This is a genomic window from Spirulina subsalsa FACHB-351 (assembly GCF_026130165.1).
GTDB lineage: Bacteria > Cyanobacteriota > Cyanobacteriia > Cyanobacteriales > Spirulinaceae > Spirulina_A > Spirulina_A subsalsa_A.
Genome location: NZ_JAIHOM010000095.1, coordinates 1 through 20,612, shown reverse-complemented (window position 1 = coordinate 20,612; position 20,612 = coordinate 1). Strand labels below are relative to the sequence as shown.

The following is a 20,612-nucleotide window of genomic DNA, read 5'->3' as shown; positions in this document are numbered from 1 at the left end:
AAACATTTGATACTGTTTTAGCTTGTATCAAAATAATAACACACAAACAAGAAATTGACAACCCATTCCATAAAAAGCCGCCCTCCGCTTCGCTAAAGGACGGGGCTTGTGCCCAAATTTTCGGTCAGATCCGGTGTTCCCTTTGCTTTCCCTTGTGGATTACAAAACCCAAATGGGAACGCTATACATTACTGACTAAGGGTTCACGGGTACAAAATAATGCGGGAGCATGAAAGCCCTGTTTAGGGAAGGGCGGGGACTGTTAAACGGTGATTTCTAGTTGTTCTAAATAGGATAGAGTCTCTTGGGCTTCTTCTTCATCTACAATACTTAATGCAAAACCTACATGAACAACCACATACTGCCCAATTTCAACATCAGGAACATAGGCTAAACTGACTTCTTTAATCACCCCACCAAAGCTAACTTTACCTACGCGCATGAGGGGATCATCACCTTGAATGCTGACCACTTTTCCGGGAATGGCGAGACACATAAAATAAGCTCCTTGTATAAGTTTTAAGGGAATGGGGAATGGATTGCTGTTCACTGTTGGAAGGGGGATAGCTCCCACACTTCCATTGATCATTACTGATGATCATTACCGATGATCATTACTAATCATTGATGATTGAAGAAAAACGGGCAGCCACAATTTGACCAAAGGCAATTCCGCCATCATTGGGAGGACAAACTACGGGAAAATAGACTTGAAACCCTTGCTCATTTAAGCGAGTTACCCCCGTTTCGAGTAAATATTTATTCTGAAAACACCCCCCACTTAAAACAATAGACTGCACTCCTATTTGTTGTGCGATCGCCCCAATACTGTCTATTAAACTATTGTGAAACTTGGCGCTGACCTCACTTAAGGGAATATTAAGCTTTAAATCCTGCAAGAGAGCCAAAATCAGGGGATGCCAGTCTAATTGTAAAGTAGGGGCATGAGAGAGGGGCAAGGGATAAGCCGCCGGGCTGGGGTGTTCGGGTAGGATAAACTCTAATTGCATGGCTCCTTGTCCTTCAAAACTAGCCTTTTGACAAAGTTGGGTGAGAGAAGCTACCCCGTCAAATAAACGGCCCATACTGGAGGTTAGGGGACAATTTAAGCCCTTTTCTAGGCTGGTGGCGAGGATAGACCGTTCTGAAGGAGAAAAAGGCTCTAAATAGGGAAGATAGGCGGGATTTTGCCATAAATCTGCTCCCCAGATGGCGTATAGTAACCCCAAGGCACTACGGCGGGGTTCTCGAATAGCGCGATCGCCCCCCGGCAAGGGAAAAGACCGTAAATGAGCCATCCGAGTGAGATGGTGGGGTGGAGTAAAACCCAAAAATTCCCCCCCCCAAATAGTGCCATCTAGGCCGTATCCCGTGCCATCCCAAGCCACCCCCAACAGTCTTTGATCCCAGAGATTATGTTCCGCCAACACCGCCCAAATATGGGCAAAATGGTGTTGTATCCCCTGCCACGGTAAACCCTGATGGCGAGCATACTGACTGGACAGATAATCCGGGTGCAAATCACAGATCACCCGGTCTGGGGTAAACTCATAAAGGCGCTGAAAACTCTCAATCACCTCCGTAAAGGCCCCATAAGCTTGGGGAGTCTCCAAATCGCCGATATGTTGACTTAAAAACACCTGATCTCGCACACAGACAGCCACAGTATTCTTTAAATGCGCTCCCACTCCTAGGATTTTCGCCTCAGAAGCCCCAGGGAAGCGGGTAGGGATAGGGAGAGGGGCGTAACCTCTCGCCCGCCGTAAAATGACCCCTTGTCCCGCCATTTCTCGTACTACTGAATCATCCACCGCCCGCACAATGGGGCGATTGTGGACTAAAAAGACATCAGCAATGCCCCCCAAACGCTGCACGGCTTCCCCTTCATCGGTGCAGATGGGTTCATTGGCTAAATTGCCACTCGTTGCCACCAGAGGGCGATTCACCCCCTGCAAGAGCAGATGATGGAGGGGGGTGTAAGGCAACATAACCCCTAAATTGGGGTTCAAGGGGGCTACCGCCTCCACAAGGGGCTGCTGGGGGCGTTTCCTCAAGAGTACGATGGGGGCTTCAGGGGATTGTAATAACTCGGCTTCAAGGGGAGATACCCAACAGTGGGCTTTGACGGCGGAGAGAGAGGGATACATGACCGCAAAAGGCTTATCGGGTCGTCGTTTCCGTTGTCTTAACTGGGCGACAGCTTGGGCATTTTGGGCATCGGCCATCAGGTGGAATCCCCCCAAGCCCTTGACGGCGAGAATTTGCCCCTCTTGGAGGGCAATGATAGCCTGTTGTAGGGCGGCCTCCCCTTGGGCCGTTGCTTCTCCCTGCCGAGTCCAAAAGGCTAATTGGGGGCCACAACGGGGACAAGCATTGGGTTGGGCGTGGAAACGGCGATCGCTGGGATCGTGATATTCAGCCTCACAGTCAGGACACATGGGGAATCCGACCATGGTCGTCTGGGGGCGGTCGTAGGGTAAGCCCCGGATAATGGTATAACGGGGACCACAGTGGGTACAGTTGGTAAAAGGGTAGTGAAAGCGGCGATTCTGGGGGTCAAAAACTTCCGCCAAACAGTCGGGACAAGTGGCTAAATCCGGTAACACTAGGGCGGTTTTTTCTCCCGTGACACTGGGGCGAATGGTAAAGTCGGCATAGCCTAGGGGGTCTAAGGTTAGGGTTTCTAGTTCATCAATACGCGATCGCCCGGGTTTTTCCCCCTCCAAACGCCGCCGAAACTCCTTTAACTGTAACTCCGTCCCCTCCACCTCCACAAACACCCCAGCCGCCGAATTATTCACCCATCCCCCCAGCCCCAACTCCGTCGCCAGTCGATAGATAAACGGTCGAAATCCCACCCCTTGCACCAATCCCCGAATCGTCAGTTTTAACCGCATCCTTTGTCCCATCTTGACCCCTTTTTTCCTGAGAGGATACAACACCCTACCAAGATAATGGCCAAGGTTGACAAGTTCAGCCTGTATTTCCTCTGGTCAAGGTCAGGGAATGGGGAATCGGGGGTGAACTACCCCACCCTGCCGTTGGCGAGGATGGGGCTTCCTGATTCAACTTAAAACAGAAAGGTTAGTCTCAACGTACCAATGAGAACACTAGGGTTGCGAGAGGTTTGATTGGGGGCCGTCAGCCAAATTAGACCGGGGGTAATAAAAATCTGGTCGGTCATTTTGTAACGGTAAAACCCCTCAATATGCCAAGGTACGGTATTCCCAGCAATTAAATCGGTAAAATCTTCACCCAAATTAGAGCCGAACCAATTGTTCCCGGTGCGGAAGGGTTCTGGGACTTTGGCGCGGGTGGCGTAGGGGGAAGCGCCGACCACTAAGCCGCCTAGGTGACCGGGGCCGCCTAAGTCAGGAAAGGCGAGGGAAACGCCATAGGTGAGAATATCGGCGGAACTGCCGGAATAGGGGGTATTGCCGAAGAAAAGGGGCAGGGTTCCCCGGGAGGTGTTGACGCGGTTGTAGGCAAACCAGCCGTTAATGGCAAATTTGGGGCTAATTTCCCATAATGCTCCGATTCCGTAGGAACTGACCCGTGATTCTTGGCTGGGAACGACGGGGAAGTTGGCGAGGGTGGTGCCTTGGTCGCCAAAAAAGATGGGTAAACTGGCTACGGGACCGCCAACGCTGTGGCGACTGTAGCTATAGGTTAATCCGAAAGAAAAGTTGTCACTGGGTTGAACGGTGAGTTGAGCAAGGGTGGAATAACGACCGTCGAAGAGTCCCCCAGTAAAGGGATTATCGGGTTGGGGACGGGTGGGGTCGTTGGCATAGCTGGCGAGGTATCCGGCGCTGAAACTCAGGCGATCGCTAAAGTGATGGGTGAATCCTAATCCGGCTCCTTCAAAGTTATAAATGGCGCTGCGTTGTCCAAAGAGGGAAAGGGAGCCGGTGCCGCCGTTATCATCATCCCAAAAGCTGAAGGTGGTGGGGACATAATCATGATGTTCTCCTCCAAATCCCATGATGACCAGTTGGGTTCGCTGGCTGAGGGGGAATTTATAGCTGAGTTGGGTTAGGCCGAGGGTGTTGTTACCGGGTAGGGAGCCAATGTTGTTAAAGGTTTGTTGTCCTTCGGGGGAAAAGTCAGAACCCCCCTGAAAACCGCGCAGGGGAGATGGCCCATAGCGTAAACCCCGAGGCTGTCCGGGGTCCACCGGACCGACGGGACGGTTGGGGTGAAGCAGGTTGCCACTGGTAAAGCGGATTTTCAGTTCATCTTGGCCGGAAAAGCTGGTGAGGAAGTCGAGACGAACTCGGTTGCCAAAGATGGGGTTTTGGGTGGGGGTGGGGACGTTGATTTGTCCGGTACGGCCGAAAATGGCGGGAAAGGTGGAGGTGGTGCCGCTTCCGGTGAGGACATCGGTGAGGGCAAAAATGGCTTCTCCTCTCAGTTTGGTGGTGGTGGAAAATTGATTATCTTCTAAGAAGGCGGTTCGGCTTTCGAGGTGATCAACGCGGGTACCCAGTGTCACCAGTTCCCCTTCAAATTCTTTGAGTAGGCGTTCTAAAGTGTTTAGGTCTTCGCGGGTGACAAAATCGGAGGTGGATGCGGCAAGAATGCGCTGGATTTGTTCAAGGCAAGCGTTTAATCCGGCGGCGAATTCGTAACGACTCAGGGGGCGTTCGCCTCGGAAGGTGCCGTCTGGATAGCCCACTAAGCACCCATAACGCTCTATGAGGCCCTGTAAGGCACTAAATGCCCAGTCCCCCGGGGAGACATCCCGCAACCCGGAAACGGAGTTAATTTGGCTCATGGGGGCGCTGTTGAGGGTGACATCCTCAAGATTTTGAGCGAAGACGGGAAGGGGGGAGAAGGCGCTCACGTAGCCTTCCAAAGGAGTCGCACCACTGCCTAATCCCAACAGGAGAGTCCCTAAGCTCCCCATGACACTGGGGGGTAGATACCGCGCAGATTTTGACATTGTTTTGTTTCCTCACATACCTTTTGGGCAATCTTGTTGGATTCTTTTTAAGAATGATAATCATTCTTGCAAGATTTGAGTATGATAATCATTATCATTTAAAAAAGCAAGGGGGAAGCATTGCAATGGCTGAAACAGAAAGGAGGCGTGGCGTGCAGGTCAACAGTCTAGGTTGGTATCAGGCTTTACGCTTGGAGGAGCGTTTAGCGTCGGGACAACCGGGGGCGGTGGAATCTTGTTGCGAGAATCACCACCTGAAACGCTGGCAACAGCAAAGCCCCTTTCAGCAAGGGGAATATTGGCAGCAAAAGTTAGCGAGTGAAGGGATTAGCGAGGCCTTGTGGTGTGCAGTCGTGGGGGAGTCTCCGGATTCCCTTGCTCAACGCTTAACTCCTCCCCAGTGGTTGGAGCAACTTCAGGCTGCTTTTCATCGTTCAGATTGGGATAATATTCAGATTGCCTCCGGTGCAGATTTAGCGGATGAACGTTTAGCAGTGGGGTTGCTTCATTGGGTGCGGCCTTTACTCAGTGATGCGATCGCCCGTTTAGAGACTCAACTCCCCCCCTCGCCCCCCTCCTGGGGTGTGGACAGCCTTAAACGCCTCTTACTGGGCAATTTACCCGAACAACTGCTCAACTTCATTAGTCAAACACTTACCCTAGAGTTAAACGTCGCTCGTTTAAAGGATCAACTCTCAGGAAATACAGCGAAAGAACGGTTTCTGGACTTTATTGAACAGTTAAAACAGCCCCATGATGCGATCGCCCTTTTTGCAGAATATCCCGTCCTCACCCGGCAGTTAGTCCTGCACCTAGAGCAATGGGTGAACAGTAACACAGAACTCATCCAGCGTCTGGTTGACGATTGGCCTCTAATTTGTTCTCACTTCACAGAGCACCCCCCCAGACAACTGGTAAAAATTCAACAGGGAGCAGGCGATCGCCATTGTGGAGGGTGTTCCGTCGCTATCTTAGATTTTAGTCACTTCAAACTGGTCTACAAACCTAGATCCCTCGCCATCGATCAACAATTCCAAAAGCTTTTAGAGTGGTTTAATCCCCACCTTCAGATCCCCTTTCCTCAAGTTAAAATTCTCGATCGAGGACAATATGGTTGGATGGAATACATCACCCCAGCCAGTTGTGAAACCCCCGTTCAAATTGACCATTTTTATCAAAGAATCGGTCATTATCTAGCCCTTCTTTACACATTAGAAGCCACCGACTTTCACCTAGAAAACCTCATTGCAGCCGGAGAAAATCCCGTCCTCATTGACCTAGAAACCCTCTTTCGTCCAGAACGAATTGATCCCAACAGTCCCGAATCCTGTTTAATTGCCAATCAAAAAATAGCACAGTCGGTGATGAGTGTTGGTTTATTACCCCAACGCATCGCACTGAAAGAAAAATCCCCCGGTTTTGATGCCAGTGGTTTAGGGGCAGTGGGAGGAGAAACCTTACCCACACAAAGCGCACAACTCAGCCAAATTGGTACAGATCAAATGCGTGTTACCCGACAACCTGATATTCTTCCCTCAGCCCACAATCAACCCCAACTACAGGAAAAACCCGTTCAAGTTTGGCAGTATCAAGCCTCAATTCTACAAGGTTTTACCACCTTCTATAATCTGTGTTTAAACCACCGTTCCCAACTGCTTAACCATTGGCTCCCCAAATTTGCTAACTGTGAAATTCGGGTCGTTTTGCGCGACACCCGCCTTTATGGATTACTCTTAAAAGAAAGCTATCACCCCGATCTTTTACACAACGCCCTCGATCGCGATCGCTTCTTTGATCATCTGTGGGTTGACGTTCCCCACCGTCCCAGCTTAACCCAAATTATCAACCTCGAAAAACAAGCCCTATGGCGAGGGGATATTCCCTTTTTCACCACCCGCCCCAACTCCCTCCATTTAGTTAGTGAAGGTCAAGAGATTGCTAACTTCTTTCAACAATCTGGATTAGAACGGGTTAAACAAAAAATAAACCGTTTAAGTGAAGAAGACTTGCAGCAACAACAGGGATTTATTCAAGCCTCTTTAAATAGCTTAATCTTACAACAGGCTGAACAATATAAAGACAGTAAAAACCTCCATTACTTACAGTTTACCCCCCTTAAAATTGCCACAAATTCCGCCCATATTAGCCCCCTTCCCCAAAGACTAATAAACACCGCTCAACACATTGCCTCCCATCTCGAAAGCTTAGGGATTATCGAAGAAAATAAAGCCGCTTGGTTAGGTTTAGGTACAGTGGGAGAGGGACATTGGACTCTTAAACCTTTAGCCTGGGATTTATTTGAAGGACTTTCCGGCATTACCCTATTTTATGCCTATTTAGGGGCAGTTTCAGCCGATGCTGCTCACACAAGACTTGCTCAAAAATGCCTGAATACCATCATCCTACAAACCCACTTTGATCAGCCCTTTATTCAATCCATAGGCGGATTTAATGGCTGGGGAGGATTAATTTATACCCTCAGTCATCTCGGACACCTTTGGCAGCAGCCAGATCTATGGCAACAAGCTTTAAATTGGTCAGAAAAACTCCCCGCATTAATCCTCAAAGATGAGAGTTTTGATATCGTCTCCGGTGGTGCTGGATGTATTTTAGGCTTAATCAGTTTATATCGCTGTATTCTTGAACCAAACCTGAAAAAAATTGCCCAAGACTGTGGAGAGCATTTATTAGCAAAAGCCCTCACTATGCCCCAAGGAATTGGTTGGCTGACCTTGCCCCCTCGACAGCCTTTAAGTGGCTTCTCCCATGGAGTTGCTGGCATTAGTTTTGCTCTGGTAAAATTAGCCGAATTTACTGGAGAAATTCGTTATCAAGCCGCTGCCCTAGAAGCTTGGAAGTATGAGCGCAGTCTATACCGAACAACACAAAAAAACTGGTGTAATGCGCCTAATGAACCTCTGGGTTTTTCCGTGGGATGGAGTTATGGAGCAACAGGTATCGGTTTAGCTCGTTTGGGTGGGATTAATGGCTTAGATTCTGATGAGATTCAGGCAGAAATAAAGGTCGCTATTGAAACTAACTTGCTGGCTTTGGAACAAGGATTAAACGGGAAAAATTATCAGGAAAATCATTCACTTTGTAACGGAATTTTTGGGCAACTAGAGCTTTTACAATCAGCTATTTTGTGGCAGAAAAGAAATCATTGTTTAAGTCCTGATCTAGAAAAAACTTATACAAATTATCTCAATTTGACTCTGGAGAGCTTAGAGCAGATGGGGTGTCGTTGTGGTGTTCCGGGGGGTGTAGATGTATTAGGCTTAATGACAGGTTTGGCGGGGATAGGGTACGGCGCTTTACGTTTAGCTGAACCGGAAAAAGTTCCCAATGTTTTACTCTTAGAGCCACCTAAAAATTATTGAATTGTCTGGGAATTTATCGCTATTTTAAAAAGCTCAAAGAGAAATGCTCTATAAAGTCGTTCTACAACACAATGAAGAAGATTGCGGAGCCGCTTGTTTAGCCACAATTGCTCAATATTATGGTCAGATTTTTGCCCTCAGTCGTGTCCGTCAAGTGGCAGGCACAGGCGTATTAGGCACAAATTTACTCAATTTAAAGCAAGGGGCAAAAGCCCTCGGTTTTGAAGCAAGAGGGGTTAAGGTTAACTTAGATCTCATTCAGCAGGATATTGTCCCCTTACCGGGAATTATTCATTGGCAAGGTAATCATTGGGTCGTTTTATATGGCACAAAAAAACAACAATATATTATCGGAGATCCTGCGGTAGGATTGCGGTATCTATGCCAAGCCGAATTATTAGCAGGTTGGGATAATGGCGTGATGCTTTTATTACAACCTCGTCCTGATTTTAATCTTCAACCTGATGATCGTCATTTAAGCACAGGTTTTCAACGATTAAAACAACGGTTTTGGCAACAACGCCATCTCCTCTCACAAGTCCTAGGGATTAATCTAGTTTTTGGGCTACTTTCTCTCACTTCTCCCTTCTTTTTACAATTGCTCACTGATGAAGTGTTAGTGCGTCAGGATGTTTCTTTTTTGAACAGCTTGATGATTGTCGTTTTTGTTTCTAATTTATTCCGAAGTGGCTTAAGATTTATTCAATCCTACATTATCACCTATTTTGCACAGGGGCTAGAATTGGATCTGGTTTTAGAATTTTGTGCCGCTTTACTAAAACTTCCCTTGACCTATTATGAATCCCATCGCAGTGGTGAGGTGGCCAGCCGTTTACGAGATATTCAAGCAGTGAATCAATTTATCTCTCAGGTGATTATTTTACTGCCCAGTCAGTTTCTCATTGCTGCGGTATCTCTAGGGTTAATTTTGGTTTATGATTCTCGTTTAGTTTTAGCAACCTTAAGTTTAGCCACTATCATGACTTTATCTACGGTTGTTTTTTTAAAGCCGATTCAACAAAAAACTCAAGGTCTTTTAGCGTTAACAGCAGAAAACCAAGGGGTGTTAATTGAAACCTTTAAGTCAGCTATTTTACTGAAAACAAAAAGTGCCAGTGGAGAGTTTTTAGAGGAATTTCAATCTCGCTTTGGACGGCAAGCTCATTTCAATTTTCAGCGTTTAAAGTTGGCTTTGGGAAATACGGCATTTTCTAATTTAGTGTTTTTACTTGGAGAGACTATATTTCTTTGGGTTGGCAGTCAGTTAGTCTTTGCGGAAAATCTCACTATTGGTCAGTTGGTGGCTTGTAATATCATGAATCGTAATTGCTTGGCTTTAGTGGTCAGTTTAATTGAATGGGTCAATCAGTTTATTTTTGTTAAAATTGCTTTACAACGGCTTAATGATGTGACTAGCAGTCAGTTAGAAGTTCAGGAATTAGAGCGAAAACCTTGGGTTAGTTTAGCGGCTAATGATGAGATTATTTTTGAGGATTTAACCTTTTATCATCCGGGACGTTTAGAACTTTTAAAGAATTTTTCGCTACGGCTACCAGGAGGACAAGCTATTGCTTTAGTAGGGTCTTCTGGTTGTGGGAAAAGTACCTTGGTAAAGTTACTGGCGGGGCTATATTTTCCCCAAGGGGGGTTAATTCGCATTGGCCCTTATAATTTACCGGATTTAGCCCTTGATTGTGTCCGTCAACAGGTGGTTTTAATTCCCCAAGAGGTTCACTTTTGGAGTCGTTCGATTATTGATAATTTGAGTTTAGGCCAGAGGGGTCTAAGTTTTGCCAAGATTGTGGAGGCTTGTCGGATTGCTCAGGCTGATGAGTTCATTGGTCAATTGCCGAATCAGTATCAAACGGTTTTAGGGGAGTTTGGGGCGAATTTGTCTGGGGGACAACGGCAACGATTGGCGATCGCGCTAGGTATCGTCACAGATCCGCCCATCCTCATTCTTGATGAGTCTACGGGCAGTTTAGACCCCGTGACGGAGGCGGCAGTGTTGGAGCAGCTTTTAGCCCATCGTCAAGGTAAAACTACTATTTTGATCAGTCATCGTCCCCCAGTCATTCGTCGGGCGGATTGGGTGGTGATGTTGGAAAACGGCAAGGTACAACAGCAAGGTCGCCCTGAAGTTCTCCTGACTCAGTTGGGCAAGCATTTAAGTTTTTTGGAGGGGTGAAACCCTTCCCCTTAAAGGGTTTCGGTAACTGTAAAAATCCTTATTTTTTGATAATGATTATCGTTCTCAGTTTTAGGCTAAGATAAAAGCGGGGTGCATTCCGCTCCCATCCAAACCAAACCCATAGGAGGGTAACGATGTCTAATTTTGAGATTATCCGTGCGTGGAAAGATCCGGACTATCGCGCCAGTCTGAGCGCGGAACAACGCAGTCTGTTGCCTGAAAATCCGGCGGGTCTGATTGAATTGAGCGATGAAGATATGTCTTCCTTGGCGGGTGGCTGTACGACTTGCACCGGTGGCACGGGTTTCACCCACACTTGCAACTGGTCTTGTGGCCTTGAAGCTGATGACAGTTTGACCCTCAGCTAGGCTCTCAAACCTCATCTTTCTCAGGGTCACTCCAGAAAAAGCACCCCAAAATCCTTGGTCAAAAAGCATTTTGCCGGGATCTTAGGGTGATAGTTGTTCACGGTTTAAGACCCAGATTTCACTCTGGGTCTTCTTACTATTTTAACCTTTGGCGCAAGCTTCCCTCGCAATTCCTCGTCATGGTTTATCCGGATCATCTCCCTCAACTCTCTGCCCAGGAACTACTTCCTCCCCTTAATCCTTGGTTACGTTGGGGAGGGCTGACCCTTGGTGGAACAGTGATCACAGCCTTCCTCCTCTCCGCCGTCATTCCTTACCCCGTGACAGTGACAGCCCCGGCTACTATCCGCCCCGTGGGAGAATTACGCCTCGTGGAAGCACCGAGGGCGGGTATTGTTCAAGAGATTTTCGTGGGGGAGCATCAAGAGGTAGTAGCGGGGGAAATGATTGCCCGACTTGATGACACCTCCCTCAAAATTCAGCACAGGCAGATCCAAGGACTGATCGACCGCCTCGACCAACAACTAGCACAAATGACAGTACAAATCACTGCACTGGATCGCCAAAGGATGGCAGAAGAGGAGGGGAGTCAACGGGCGATCGCCTCAGCGAGGGTGGAATGGGTGGGGCGGGAACAGGATTATCGCGATCGCCAACGGAACAACCAACAGGATCTAGCCATTGCCCAGACAAACCTACGTCAAGCCGAAGCCGAGTTAAAATCGGCTCAAGCCAACCTGCAAGCTGTGGAAGCCTCCCTACAAGCCGCCCGCGCCCAACAACAACGCTATGAACCCATTGCTCAACAAGGGGCTATTTCTCAAGATCAATGGGCGCAAGTTGAGTTAAGCGTCATTGAACAAGAACAAGCCCGCGTCCGCGCTCAACAAGAGGTTGAAACCCGTCAACAAGGGATTCAATCGGCTCAGGCCACCTTAGCAAAAGCCCAAAACGCCCTAACCCTGAACCCCAGCGAGGTGTTGATCTCAGAACAACGTTTTGCCCAACAACAGGCCACCCGTGAAGCCACCCTCGCCCGTCTCAAACAGGAACGGGAAGCTCTGATCCGTCAACAGATTGAACTACAAAAACAGCGCGATCGCGAACAACGGGAACTCGACCAACTAGAGCAAGAATTACAACACACCATAATCACTGCTCCCATCTCCGGCACGATCTTAAAACTAAACCTACGCAACCCCAACCAATCCCTACAACCGGGGCAAGAAATTGCCCAAATCTCCCCCCAATTCATGCCCCTCATCATCGAGGCCAGAATTCCCAGTGCAGACATTCAGGGTTTAACCGTTGGACAAATTGCCCAAACGCGAATTTCTGCCTGTCCTTACCCCGACTATGGTGTTCTCGTCGGTCAGGTGCAAAGTATCTCCACCGATACCTTACGTCCCGCAGGCGTTTCCCAGTCTTTCTATAAAGTCACCATTCAACCGGAAACTCCCAATTTTGGTCGCGCTAGTCGTTCCTGTGTACTACAAGCGGGGATGGAAGGACGGACTAATATTCTCGGAGCGAGTGAAACTCTGTTGCAGTGGATACTCCGGAAAGTGAGATTGAGTACCAACCTGTAGGGGATATCCTTACCCCACCCCCCCCACAATTGATCAACTAACAATAATCATGAATAATTGATTCAATGACTGTCCCTATTTCCCATAATCCATGCAGCCGACCGATCCGAGTAAGTTTACCGAACAAGCCTGGGATGCTATCGTCAAATCCCAAGATGTAGCCCGTCGCTACGGCAATCAACAACTGGAAATTGAGCATTTAATGCTATCCCTGTTAGACCAAGAAGATGGACTCGCTCAAAGGATTTTAACCAAAGCCAATATTGATTTACCCCGTTTCCGGCAGCAGGTAGAATTATTTATCGGTCGTCAGCCTCGGTTTCCCTATGTTGAACAATTGTATTTAGGCCGGGGCTTAGATGTGATGTTAGACCGGGCGGAGGCCTCCCGTGGCAGTTGGCAGGATAGTTATATCTCCGTCGAACATTTGCTGGTGGGTTTTGCCGAAGATGAACGGATAGGGCGGAAAGTTCTGCGGAGCTTTAATCTTGACCCCCAAGATTTGGAGGTTGTGATTAAATCCGTGCGGGGAACTCAGAAGGTAACGGAACAGAATTCTGAGGAAAAATACGAAGCCCTGAGTAAGTATGGGCGAGACTTGACGGAACTAGCCCGGGCAGGGAAATTAGACCCGGTGATTGGTCGGGATGAGGAAATTCGCAGCGTGATTCAAGTGTTGTCCCGTCGGTCGAAAAATAATCCCGTGTTGATTGGGGAACCGGGGGTGGGAAAAACGGCCATTGCCGAAGGTTTAGCGCAACGGATTATTAATGGGGATGTGCCGGAATCCCTGAAAAATCGCCAACTGATTGGGCTGGATATGGGGAGTTTAATTGCGGGGGCGAAATATCGGGGGGAGTTTGAAGACCGTTTACGTTCCGTTCTCCATGAAGTGACCCATTCCGATGGGCAGATTGTGCTGTTTATTGACGAACTCCATACAGTGGTGGGGGCGGGGTCGCCTCAAGGGTCAATGGATGCGGGGAATTTGCTCAAACCGATGTTAGCGCGGGGTGAGTTGCGTTGTATTGGGGCGACGACGCTGGATGAGTACCGCAATCATATTGAAAAGGATCCGGCTTTAGAACGGCGCTTTCAACAGGTTTATGTGAAACAGCCCACGGTGGAGGATACCATCTCGATTTTGCGGGGGCTGAAGGAGCGTTATGAGGTGCATCATGGGGTGAAAATTATTGATTCGGCTTTGATTGCGGCGGCGACACTTTCGGATCGTTATATTAGCGATCGCTTCCTCCCAGATAAAGCCATTGATTTAGTCGATGAGGCGGCCGCTAAACTGAAAATGGAAATCACCTCCAAACCCGTGGAGTTAGAGGACATAGACCGCCGCTTAATGCAGTTACAAATGGAGAAACTCTCCTTAGAAGCGGAAAATCAAACCCCCAGCGCCGGGGTGAGTAGCGTTTACAGTTCCTCGAAAGAGCGCCTCGAAAAAATTCAACAGGAAATTGCCGAACTCGAACCCACCAAACAACAACTCTCAGCCCAATGGTCCGGGGAAAAGCAACTGCTTGAAGAAATTAAAACCTTGCGGGAACAAGAAGAGCAACTGCGCTTACAAGTCAAACAGGCCGAAGATAGTTATGACCTCAACAAAGCCGCCCAGTTGAAGTATGGCAAGTTAGAAGTTCTGCAACAGCAAATTGAGGAAAAAGAGGTACAACTCAATGAGTTACAGTCCCAAGGTCAGGCCTTGTTACGGGAACAAGTCACCGAGGCCGATATTGCCGAAATCGTCGCCCGGTGGACCGGAATTCCCGTCAACCGTTTGTTAGAGTCGGAACGGCAAAAACTTCTCCAACTGGAAAGTTATCTCCATCAGCGCGTGATTGGGCAACGCGAGGCGGTTTCGGCGGTAGCGGCGGCCATTCGTCGCGCCCGAGCGGGAATGAAAGACCTCGGCCGCCCCATTGGTTCTTTCCTGTTTATGGGGCCGACGGGGGTAGGGAAAACGGAATTAGCTCGTACTCTAGCTCAAGCGCTCTTTGATAGCGAAGAGGCTATGATTCGGCTGGATATGTCGGAATATATGGAAAAACATACCGTCTCCCGCTTGGTAGGCGCGCCTCCGGGCTATGTGGGCTATGAGGAAGGGGGACAACTCAGCGAAGCGGTGCGCCGTCGTCCCTATTCGGTGGTGTTGTTGGATGAGGTGGAAAAAGCCCATCGGGATGTTTTTAACATTTTATTACAAGTGCTTGACGATGGGCGGATTACGGACTCTCAAGGGCGGGTGGTGGATTTCCGCAATACGATCATTGTGATGACCAGTAATATCGGCAGTGATTATATTTTGGAGTCTCTGCAAACCCAGCAAGAAGAGGGGAAAATGCAGGATCAGGTGATTCAAACGTTGCGCAAACATTTCCGACCTGAATTCCTCAACCGCATTGATGATTTAATTATTTTCCATCCTCTGACGAGGGATGAATTAAGGCAGATTGTGGGCTTACAGTTACAACGCTTACAGCGTTTATTGAGTGAGCAGAAAATCACCTTAGAACTCACGACCTCGGCTGAGGATTATATTGTGGAGGCGGGTTATGATCCAGTTTATGGGGCGCGGCCGCTAAAACGGGCGATTCAACGGGAGTTAGAGAATCCCCTCTCGACGAAGATTTTGGAAATGACCTTTACGGAAGGGGATACGGTGCTGATTGATTGTCGAAACCATCAACTGGTTTTTACGAAGAAAACGACTCCGGTTTTGCCTGCGTCTGAGGTGGTGGTGACGGTAGAAACTGAGGTTGTTTAGAGGGGAGCAGGGGAGTGGGGAATTGACAATTGACAATTGACAATTATCAATTATTAATTATTAATTATCAATTCTCAGGGGAGCGGGGGAGCAGGGGAGCAGGGGAGAGGGGGAACAATTGTCAATTATCTATTCCCTATTCCCTATTCCCTATTCCCTAGCCCCACGAGTAGAGTTATTCCGCAAGCCCTAGGTATATAACCCCATAACCTCGGTAATTTTAAGCCGTGATTGGGCGTTGAGAGTGAGGGGGGAAATATGACCGCGATCGCAATGTTCCGCAGCCGCACAGGCAATCATGGCCGCGTTATCCGTACAAAGGCGCAGGGGGGGGAAATAGACCTTAAGCTGATGGGGGGCGGCTGCGGTTTGTAACGTCTTCCGTAAGCCTTGATTGGCCGCCACCCCTCCCCCCACGGCAATGGTATCTAGACCATAGTCTAAAGCACATTGGATGGTCCGTTTTGTGAGCGATCGCACCACCGCCCCTTGAAAACTCGCCGCAATATCCGCCACCGGAAGCGGATCCACCCCCTGTTCCTCCAATTTCTCCACCAAACGCAACACAGCCGTTTTTAAGCCGCTAAAACTGCAATCATAGGGATGATATCCCCCTTGAGGTAAAGAAATCTTACCTTCCGGTAACGGAAAAGCCTCGGGATTGCCCCTTGTCGCTAAACGATCAATCACCGGTCCCCCCGGATAGCCTAACTTCAATAAACGAGCCACCTTATCAAAACATTCCCCGGCCGCATCATCCCTCGTACTGCCCAGCATCTCATACTGGCCGCAGTCCTGAACATGGAGTAAACTGGTGTGACCCCCCGACACCAACAAACACAAAAAGGGCGGCTTTAAGGTGGGTTCTAACAGGTAGGTGGCGTAAATATGCCCCTCAAGGTGATGCACCCCGAAAAAAGGCTTCCGGTGGACTACAGAAAGGGTTTTAGCCGCCGTTAACCCCACTAATAAAGCCCCCACCAAACCCGGCGCGCAAGTGGCCGCCACCCCATCAATTCCCCCCCAATCTAATTGGGCCTCTTCTAGGGCTTGGTCTAAACAAAAATTAATACTTTCGAGGTGTTGACGAGAAGCCACTTCTGGCACCACCCCCCCATAGGGTTGATGCAATTTAATTTGAGAAGCCACGACACTACTCAGAATGTTACGATTCTTTACAATCGCAACGGCGGTTTCATCACAACTGGTTTCTATTGCTAAAATCGTCGCCATTATCTGACCCCAAGCTTTCTAACAGTGTAACAAAAGCCTTGACCTGTGCAGGCTTTTCTGCTCGGTTCTGAAAGAAGCTTTCACTTTTTGTAAAGTAATCTTTACTGGATTAACAGGTCAGAGTAAGATTGCTTCGATGTGCAAATGATAGTTTGTCTCTTTTGTACAAAAAACTTATTGTTTCGTAACAAAAGGAAACATTTCAATGCGAAAGTTGTTGGCTTTGATTCTAGTAATGACGCTGTGGTTCAATTTTGCTCCCTCAGCCTCCGCCGATGAGTATGGTTTAGTGCCTTGTAGCGAATCTCCGGCTTATCTCCAGAAGTCCAAAAGCTTCCGGAACACCACCGCCGATCCCCTGTCTGGTAAAAAACGCGCTGAACGCTATTCTGAAGCCCTCTGTGGCCCAGAAGGGTATCCTCACTTAATCGTAGATGGTAGTCTTTCCCACGCTGGGGACTTTTTAATTCCCAGTGTTCTGTTCCTGTATATTGCCGGTTGGATTGGCTGGGTCGGACGTTCTTATTTAATCGCCATTCGTGGAGGCAAGGACGCTGAAATGAAAGAAATCATCATTGATGTGCCTCTCGCTTTTAAATTTATGTTAGGTGGGTTTGCTTGGCCTTTAGCGGCTGTGGCTGAATTTACCTCTGGTAAATTAACCGCCAAGGATACGGAAATCCCCATCTCTCCCCGCTAGGGTTTTTTAACAAATTTTTGTACGCTGTCCTCTCATTCGGAGAAAAAATAATGGAAGGTTTGACTAAGTTTTTATCGACGGCTCCGGTGTTAATCATGGTTCTATTGACCTTCACCGCCGGGATTTTGATTGAATTTAACCGTTTTTATCCTGACCTACTGTTCCACCCCTTACAGTAGCACTGGGTCAAAATGGAGAGGAGCGGGACAACCAAGAGCGGTCAATGTCCCGTTTCGATTTAACATTTGACGATTGTTCAACGCTCGCAATTCTGTTTAGAGTTGCGGGTTTTTCATGGGAGAAGTTTCAACACCTGCACTCCACTTGTGGGATGGGGTTTCTCGGAGGAAGATGATGGAATTAGGACTATTGGGGGGGGAATGGCAACTGGGGGCCTTGGCGGCTTTGGGGGCGGCGCTGTTTTGGGCGTTGGCGACGGTGATCTATGGCCAAGTGGGTCAAACCTTTGCCCCTCTGTGGTTGAATCTGTTTAAAGGGGGAATTGCGATCGCCCTTTTAACCCTAACCCTCCTCCTGACAGCAGATCCCATCCCCTCCCAAGTCTTAGCCCCAGTGGGTTTGCTCCTGATCAGTGGTGTGGTGGGGATTGGTTTAGGAGATACCGCTTTTCTCTTCGCCTTGAGCAAACTCGGCGCTCGTCGGACCCTACTGTTAGAAACCCTCGCCCCACCCCTAACCGCTTGTCTGGCTTGGCTTTTCTTGGGCGAAACCCTTCCCCTCCGCGCTTGGTTGGGGATTGTGCTGGTTTTATTGGGGGTAGGGTGGGTAATTGCGGAACGAACCCCTGACTGGGTGCGAGATCCCGCCCATTTAAAGCAAGGGTTACTCTGGGGAGTTTTATCCACCCTCTGCCAAGGGGTGGGCGCTGTCCTCTCCCGGGCGGCCTTAGTGCAGTCTACCCTCACCCCTCTCTGGAGTACCTTGTTAAGACTGCTGGGGGGAATGGGTATGATTATCTTGCTCTTAGCCCTGCTAAAAACCGGGCAAAGGCGACCGACGGGGCAGATTTTGCGTTCTCCTAAGCTTTGGGGTGCGATCGCCTTAGCCGCCCTTCTCGGCACCTATCTAGGCATCTGGCTTCAACAAACCGCCTTCAAACTAGCCCCCGCAGGCATTGCCCAAACCTTCCTCGCCACTAGCCCCCTCTTTGTCCTCCCCCTCGCCGCCCTCCTGAAGGAACCAATCAGCCTCCGCGCTGTTCTAGGGGTGTTCATCGCCTTACTCGGCATTAGCTTATTATTTAGTGGCGGGACGGCTTGAGTAGTTAGATCCCTAATGTTCCACTTGAAACCGGGTTTCTTCCATTTCCTCCCTTCCTCGCTACAACTGTCCTGAAACCGGGTTTCTAATCCCCCACTAACCCAGAAACCGGGTTGTGTTTATCCTCTCTTTTTCCCTCCAAACCCTCCCAAAAACCCGGTTTCTTCCTTTAACGGTGACTGTGTGTTAGATTTGCCGTAGTGCAATTTGCCTTAACCCAGTCCAGATGGATATTTGACCGGATTTATGAGCCAACTCGTCTCCTCTTTTCCCCAACTCGCCTCAGCCGCCGATCAGTTGTTCGCCCTGCTGGATCGGTTTCAGGATATCCCTGTCCTCGTGATTGGGGATCTCACCCTAGATGAATTCCTCACCGGGCAGGTCGAGCGCCTCTCACGGGAGGCCCCGGTTCTCATTTTGCGCCATGAATCCACCCGGCAAGTCCCCGGTGGAGGGGCTAACGCCGTCTATAATTTGGCCAAATTGGGCGCACGGGTGAAAGTGGTGGGCTTAATTGGCAAAGATCCCCAAGGGGAAGCTCTGCGGGAGATTTTTGAGGCGGCGGGGATTGATACGACGGGACTAATTGTGGATCCCAGTCGTCCCACGGTGACGAAAAGCCGCATCGCTGGCCATGCCCGCCAGTCTGTGACTCAGCAAATTGTGCGCATTGACCGGAAATCCGATGCACTACCCAGCCCAGAGATCCAACAGGAGTTAGCGAGGGCGATTAAGCGGGCTAGGGTTGGAACCGAGGCCGTGGTCTGTTCTGACTATGGGGAGGGCGTTTTTACCTCTCCGGTGATTGGGGCGGCGCTGCAACATTCTTGTGTGGTGGTGGATGCTCAAAAGGGTTTGCCCCGGTATAAAGGGGCGACGATGTTCACGCCGAATCTGCCAGAAGCGGAATTAGCGGTGGGCTATGGGGTGACGGATGAGGTGAGTTTGCAGTACGCGGGGCGGGAGTTATTGGAGTTCACCGAGGCGGTTTATATGTTGATTACTCGCGGGGAAGAGGGGATGAGTTTATTTTCTCACCAGGGCAGTATTGACCATATTCCGGCGTTTAATCAAACGGATGTGTTTGATGTGACGGGGGCAGGGGATACGGTGGTGGCGGCCTTGACTTTGGCGTTATGTGCGGGGGGATCGGCTTGGGAGGCGGCGGTGTTGGGGAATTTGGCGGCGAGTTTGGTGGTGCGGCAGTTCGGCACGGCAACTACGACGGTGGAGGAGATGAAGGAAGCCTTAGGGTTGTTGGTGGAGAAGGGTTAAGGCGTTTAAATGGGCGATCGCAACATCGGCCCCTTGAATCTCTTGCGCCCTAGCATTGCCCCAACAAATGCCAATTACCCCCCCGGCCCCGGCCGCTTTGGCCATCTGAATATCTAAGTGGGAATCCCCCACCATTAAAGCCTGTTGGGGGGTCACTCCTAGCCCCTCACAGACCTGTTGAAACAGCCTCGGATCCGGTTTACTCGGTTGGGGCGGATCCACCCCCATCCCCAACTGGATCAACTCTCCTAATTGATGACGGGTGATAAAATCCTGCACCCCGGCGCTGGAGTCTGCCGATAAAATGCCCAATTTTATCCCCGTGGCCGCCCATTGACTGAGAATTTCCCGCGTCCCGGCAAAGAGGGGGGAGACTTCCGCCCGACGAGGGAGAGATTGATCGGCCTCTTGAAAGGCTTGTTGGGCAATGGCTAAGGCTTCAGACCAACTCCGCCCGGTTTCGGCAATATAGGCGGCCGCAGCGATGCGGTTTTCCTCCCGACTACCGACGGCCATTAAACCTCTCGGATCAATCACTTCCCCCTGTACCCCGAAGGCCATTAACAAGGGTTCTCCGGTGCCAGGGATTTGAGCATCGATGAAACGCGATCGCCTCTGAGCCAAAAGACGCAAAAAATCGAGCGAATTTTCTAAGGTTCCATCTTTATCCAAAATAATCGCCTCAATCCCCTCAAAGGTGACAGTCTGACAACAAATTTTCACAGCGCGTTTTCCGGTTTAATTTAGAGTTGACCAAAAATAATGGGTTTCAAGCCCCGCCCTTCCAGGGCGGCATTAGGAGTGCTACAATGATACCAAGCAAGCCAGTGTCAAACAATGTTTGTTCTCGAATACAAGGTCAAACCCAAACCTT

General features: G+C 49.3%; 15 protein-coding genes. 10 read left to right on the top strand and 5 right to left on the bottom strand.

Annotated elements, in window-relative coordinates:
- Positions 1 to 233: hypothetical protein (locus K4A83_RS16680; protein WP_265265768.1), on the top strand; the 233-nt coding region annotated here is incomplete at its 5' end.
- 29 nt (positions 234 to 262) lie between these two features.
- Here K4A83_RS16680 and K4A83_RS16675 read toward each other — a convergent pair.
- The 3 genes from K4A83_RS16675 to K4A83_RS16665 form a co-directional block, all read right to left on the bottom strand.
- Positions 263 to 496, bottom strand: coding sequence for a HypC/HybG/HupF family hydrogenase formation chaperone (locus K4A83_RS16675; RefSeq protein WP_265265767.1), 234 nt, complete (start codon positions 494 to 496; stop codon positions 263 to 265).
- A 121-nt stretch (positions 497 to 617) separates the two neighbouring features.
- Positions 618 to 2,909: a carbamoyltransferase HypF gene (gene hypF, locus K4A83_RS16670; RefSeq protein WP_265265766.1), complete on the bottom strand. Its 2,292-nt coding sequence runs from the start codon at positions 2,907 to 2,909 to the stop codon at positions 618 to 620.
- A gap of 161 nt (positions 2,910 to 3,070) precedes the next feature.
- Positions 3,071 to 4,945 (bottom strand): iron uptake porin, encoded by a 1,875-nt coding sequence (locus K4A83_RS16665; RefSeq protein ID WP_265265765.1) that lies wholly within the window; start codon positions 4,943 to 4,945, stop codon positions 3,071 to 3,073.
- Between the two features lie 125 nt (positions 4,946 to 5,070).
- On the opposite strand from K4A83_RS16665, the gene K4A83_RS16660 reads away from it, so the two are divergent.
- From K4A83_RS16660 to clpB, 5 genes are all read left to right on the top strand, one after another.
- A complete protein-coding gene (locus K4A83_RS16660; protein WP_265265764.1) occupies positions 5,071 to 8,325 on the top strand; it encodes a type 2 lanthipeptide synthetase LanM family protein in 3,255 nt (1,084 codons plus the stop codon).
- Between the two features lie 43 nt (positions 8,326 to 8,368).
- Complete coding sequence (locus K4A83_RS16655) at positions 8,369 to 10,513, top strand: peptidase domain-containing ABC transporter (RefSeq protein WP_265265763.1); 2,145 nt, start codon at positions 8,369 to 8,371, stop codon at positions 10,511 to 10,513.
- A gap of 137 nt (positions 10,514 to 10,650) precedes the next feature.
- Positions 10,651 to 10,884 carry a mersacidin/lichenicidin family type 2 lantibiotic gene (locus K4A83_RS16650; protein WP_265265762.1) on the top strand — a complete coding sequence of 78 codons (234 nt, stop codon included), beginning with the start codon at positions 10,651 to 10,653 and terminating at the stop codon, positions 10,882 to 10,884.
- Positions 10,885 to 11,063: 179 nt separating this feature from the next.
- Complete coding sequence (locus K4A83_RS16645) at positions 11,064 to 12,473, top strand: HlyD family efflux transporter periplasmic adaptor subunit (protein WP_265265761.1); 1,410 nt, start codon at positions 11,064 to 11,066, stop codon at positions 12,471 to 12,473.
- A 91-nt stretch (positions 12,474 to 12,564) separates the two neighbouring features.
- On the top strand, positions 12,565 to 15,249 hold the full coding sequence (gene clpB, locus K4A83_RS16640; RefSeq protein WP_265265760.1) for an ATP-dependent chaperone ClpB: 2,685 nt from the start codon (positions 12,565 to 12,567) through the stop codon (positions 15,247 to 15,249).
- Positions 15,250 to 15,438: 189 nt separating this feature from the next.
- On the opposite strand, the gene tsaD is transcribed toward clpB, so the two are convergent.
- Positions 15,439 to 16,482, bottom strand: a complete 1,044-nt coding sequence (gene tsaD / locus K4A83_RS16635) for a tRNA (adenosine(37)-N6)-threonylcarbamoyltransferase complex transferase subunit TsaD (protein WP_265265759.1) — start codon at positions 16,480 to 16,482, stop codon at positions 15,439 to 15,441.
- Positions 16,483 to 16,687: 205 nt separating this feature from the next.
- On the opposite strand from tsaD, the gene K4A83_RS16630 reads away from it, so the two are divergent.
- The 4 genes from K4A83_RS16630 to K4A83_RS16615 all read left to right on the top strand — a co-directional run bounded on the left by K4A83_RS16630 (position 16,688) and on the right by K4A83_RS16615 (position 19,738).
- A complete protein-coding gene (locus K4A83_RS16630) occupies positions 16,688 to 17,182 on the top strand; it encodes a Photosystem I reaction center subunit III (protein WP_265265758.1) in 495 nt (164 codons plus the stop codon).
- 50 nt (positions 17,183 to 17,232) lie between these two features.
- Positions 17,233 to 17,361 (top strand): photosystem I reaction center subunit IX, encoded by a 129-nt coding sequence (psaJ, locus tag K4A83_RS16625; RefSeq protein ID WP_265265757.1) that lies wholly within the window; start codon positions 17,233 to 17,235, stop codon positions 17,359 to 17,361.
- Between the two features lie 115 nt (positions 17,362 to 17,476).
- A complete protein-coding gene (locus tag K4A83_RS16620) occupies positions 17,477 to 18,463 on the top strand; it encodes a DMT family transporter (RefSeq protein WP_265265755.1) in 987 nt (328 codons plus the stop codon).
- Between the two features lie 246 nt (positions 18,464 to 18,709).
- Entirely contained in the window at positions 18,710 to 19,738 is a 1,029-nt protein-coding gene (locus K4A83_RS16615; protein WP_265265754.1) for a bifunctional heptose 7-phosphate kinase/heptose 1-phosphate adenyltransferase, read from the top strand.
- Here the strand turns inward: K4A83_RS16615 and K4A83_RS16610 are convergent.
- Positions 19,712 to 20,461: an HAD family hydrolase gene (locus tag K4A83_RS16610; protein ID WP_265265753.1), complete on the bottom strand. Its 750-nt coding sequence runs from the start codon at positions 20,459 to 20,461 to the stop codon at positions 19,712 to 19,714. The two genes, K4A83_RS16615 and K4A83_RS16610, sit on opposite strands and share 27 nt — an antisense overlap.
- Positions 20,462 to 20,612: the final 151 nt, after the last annotated feature.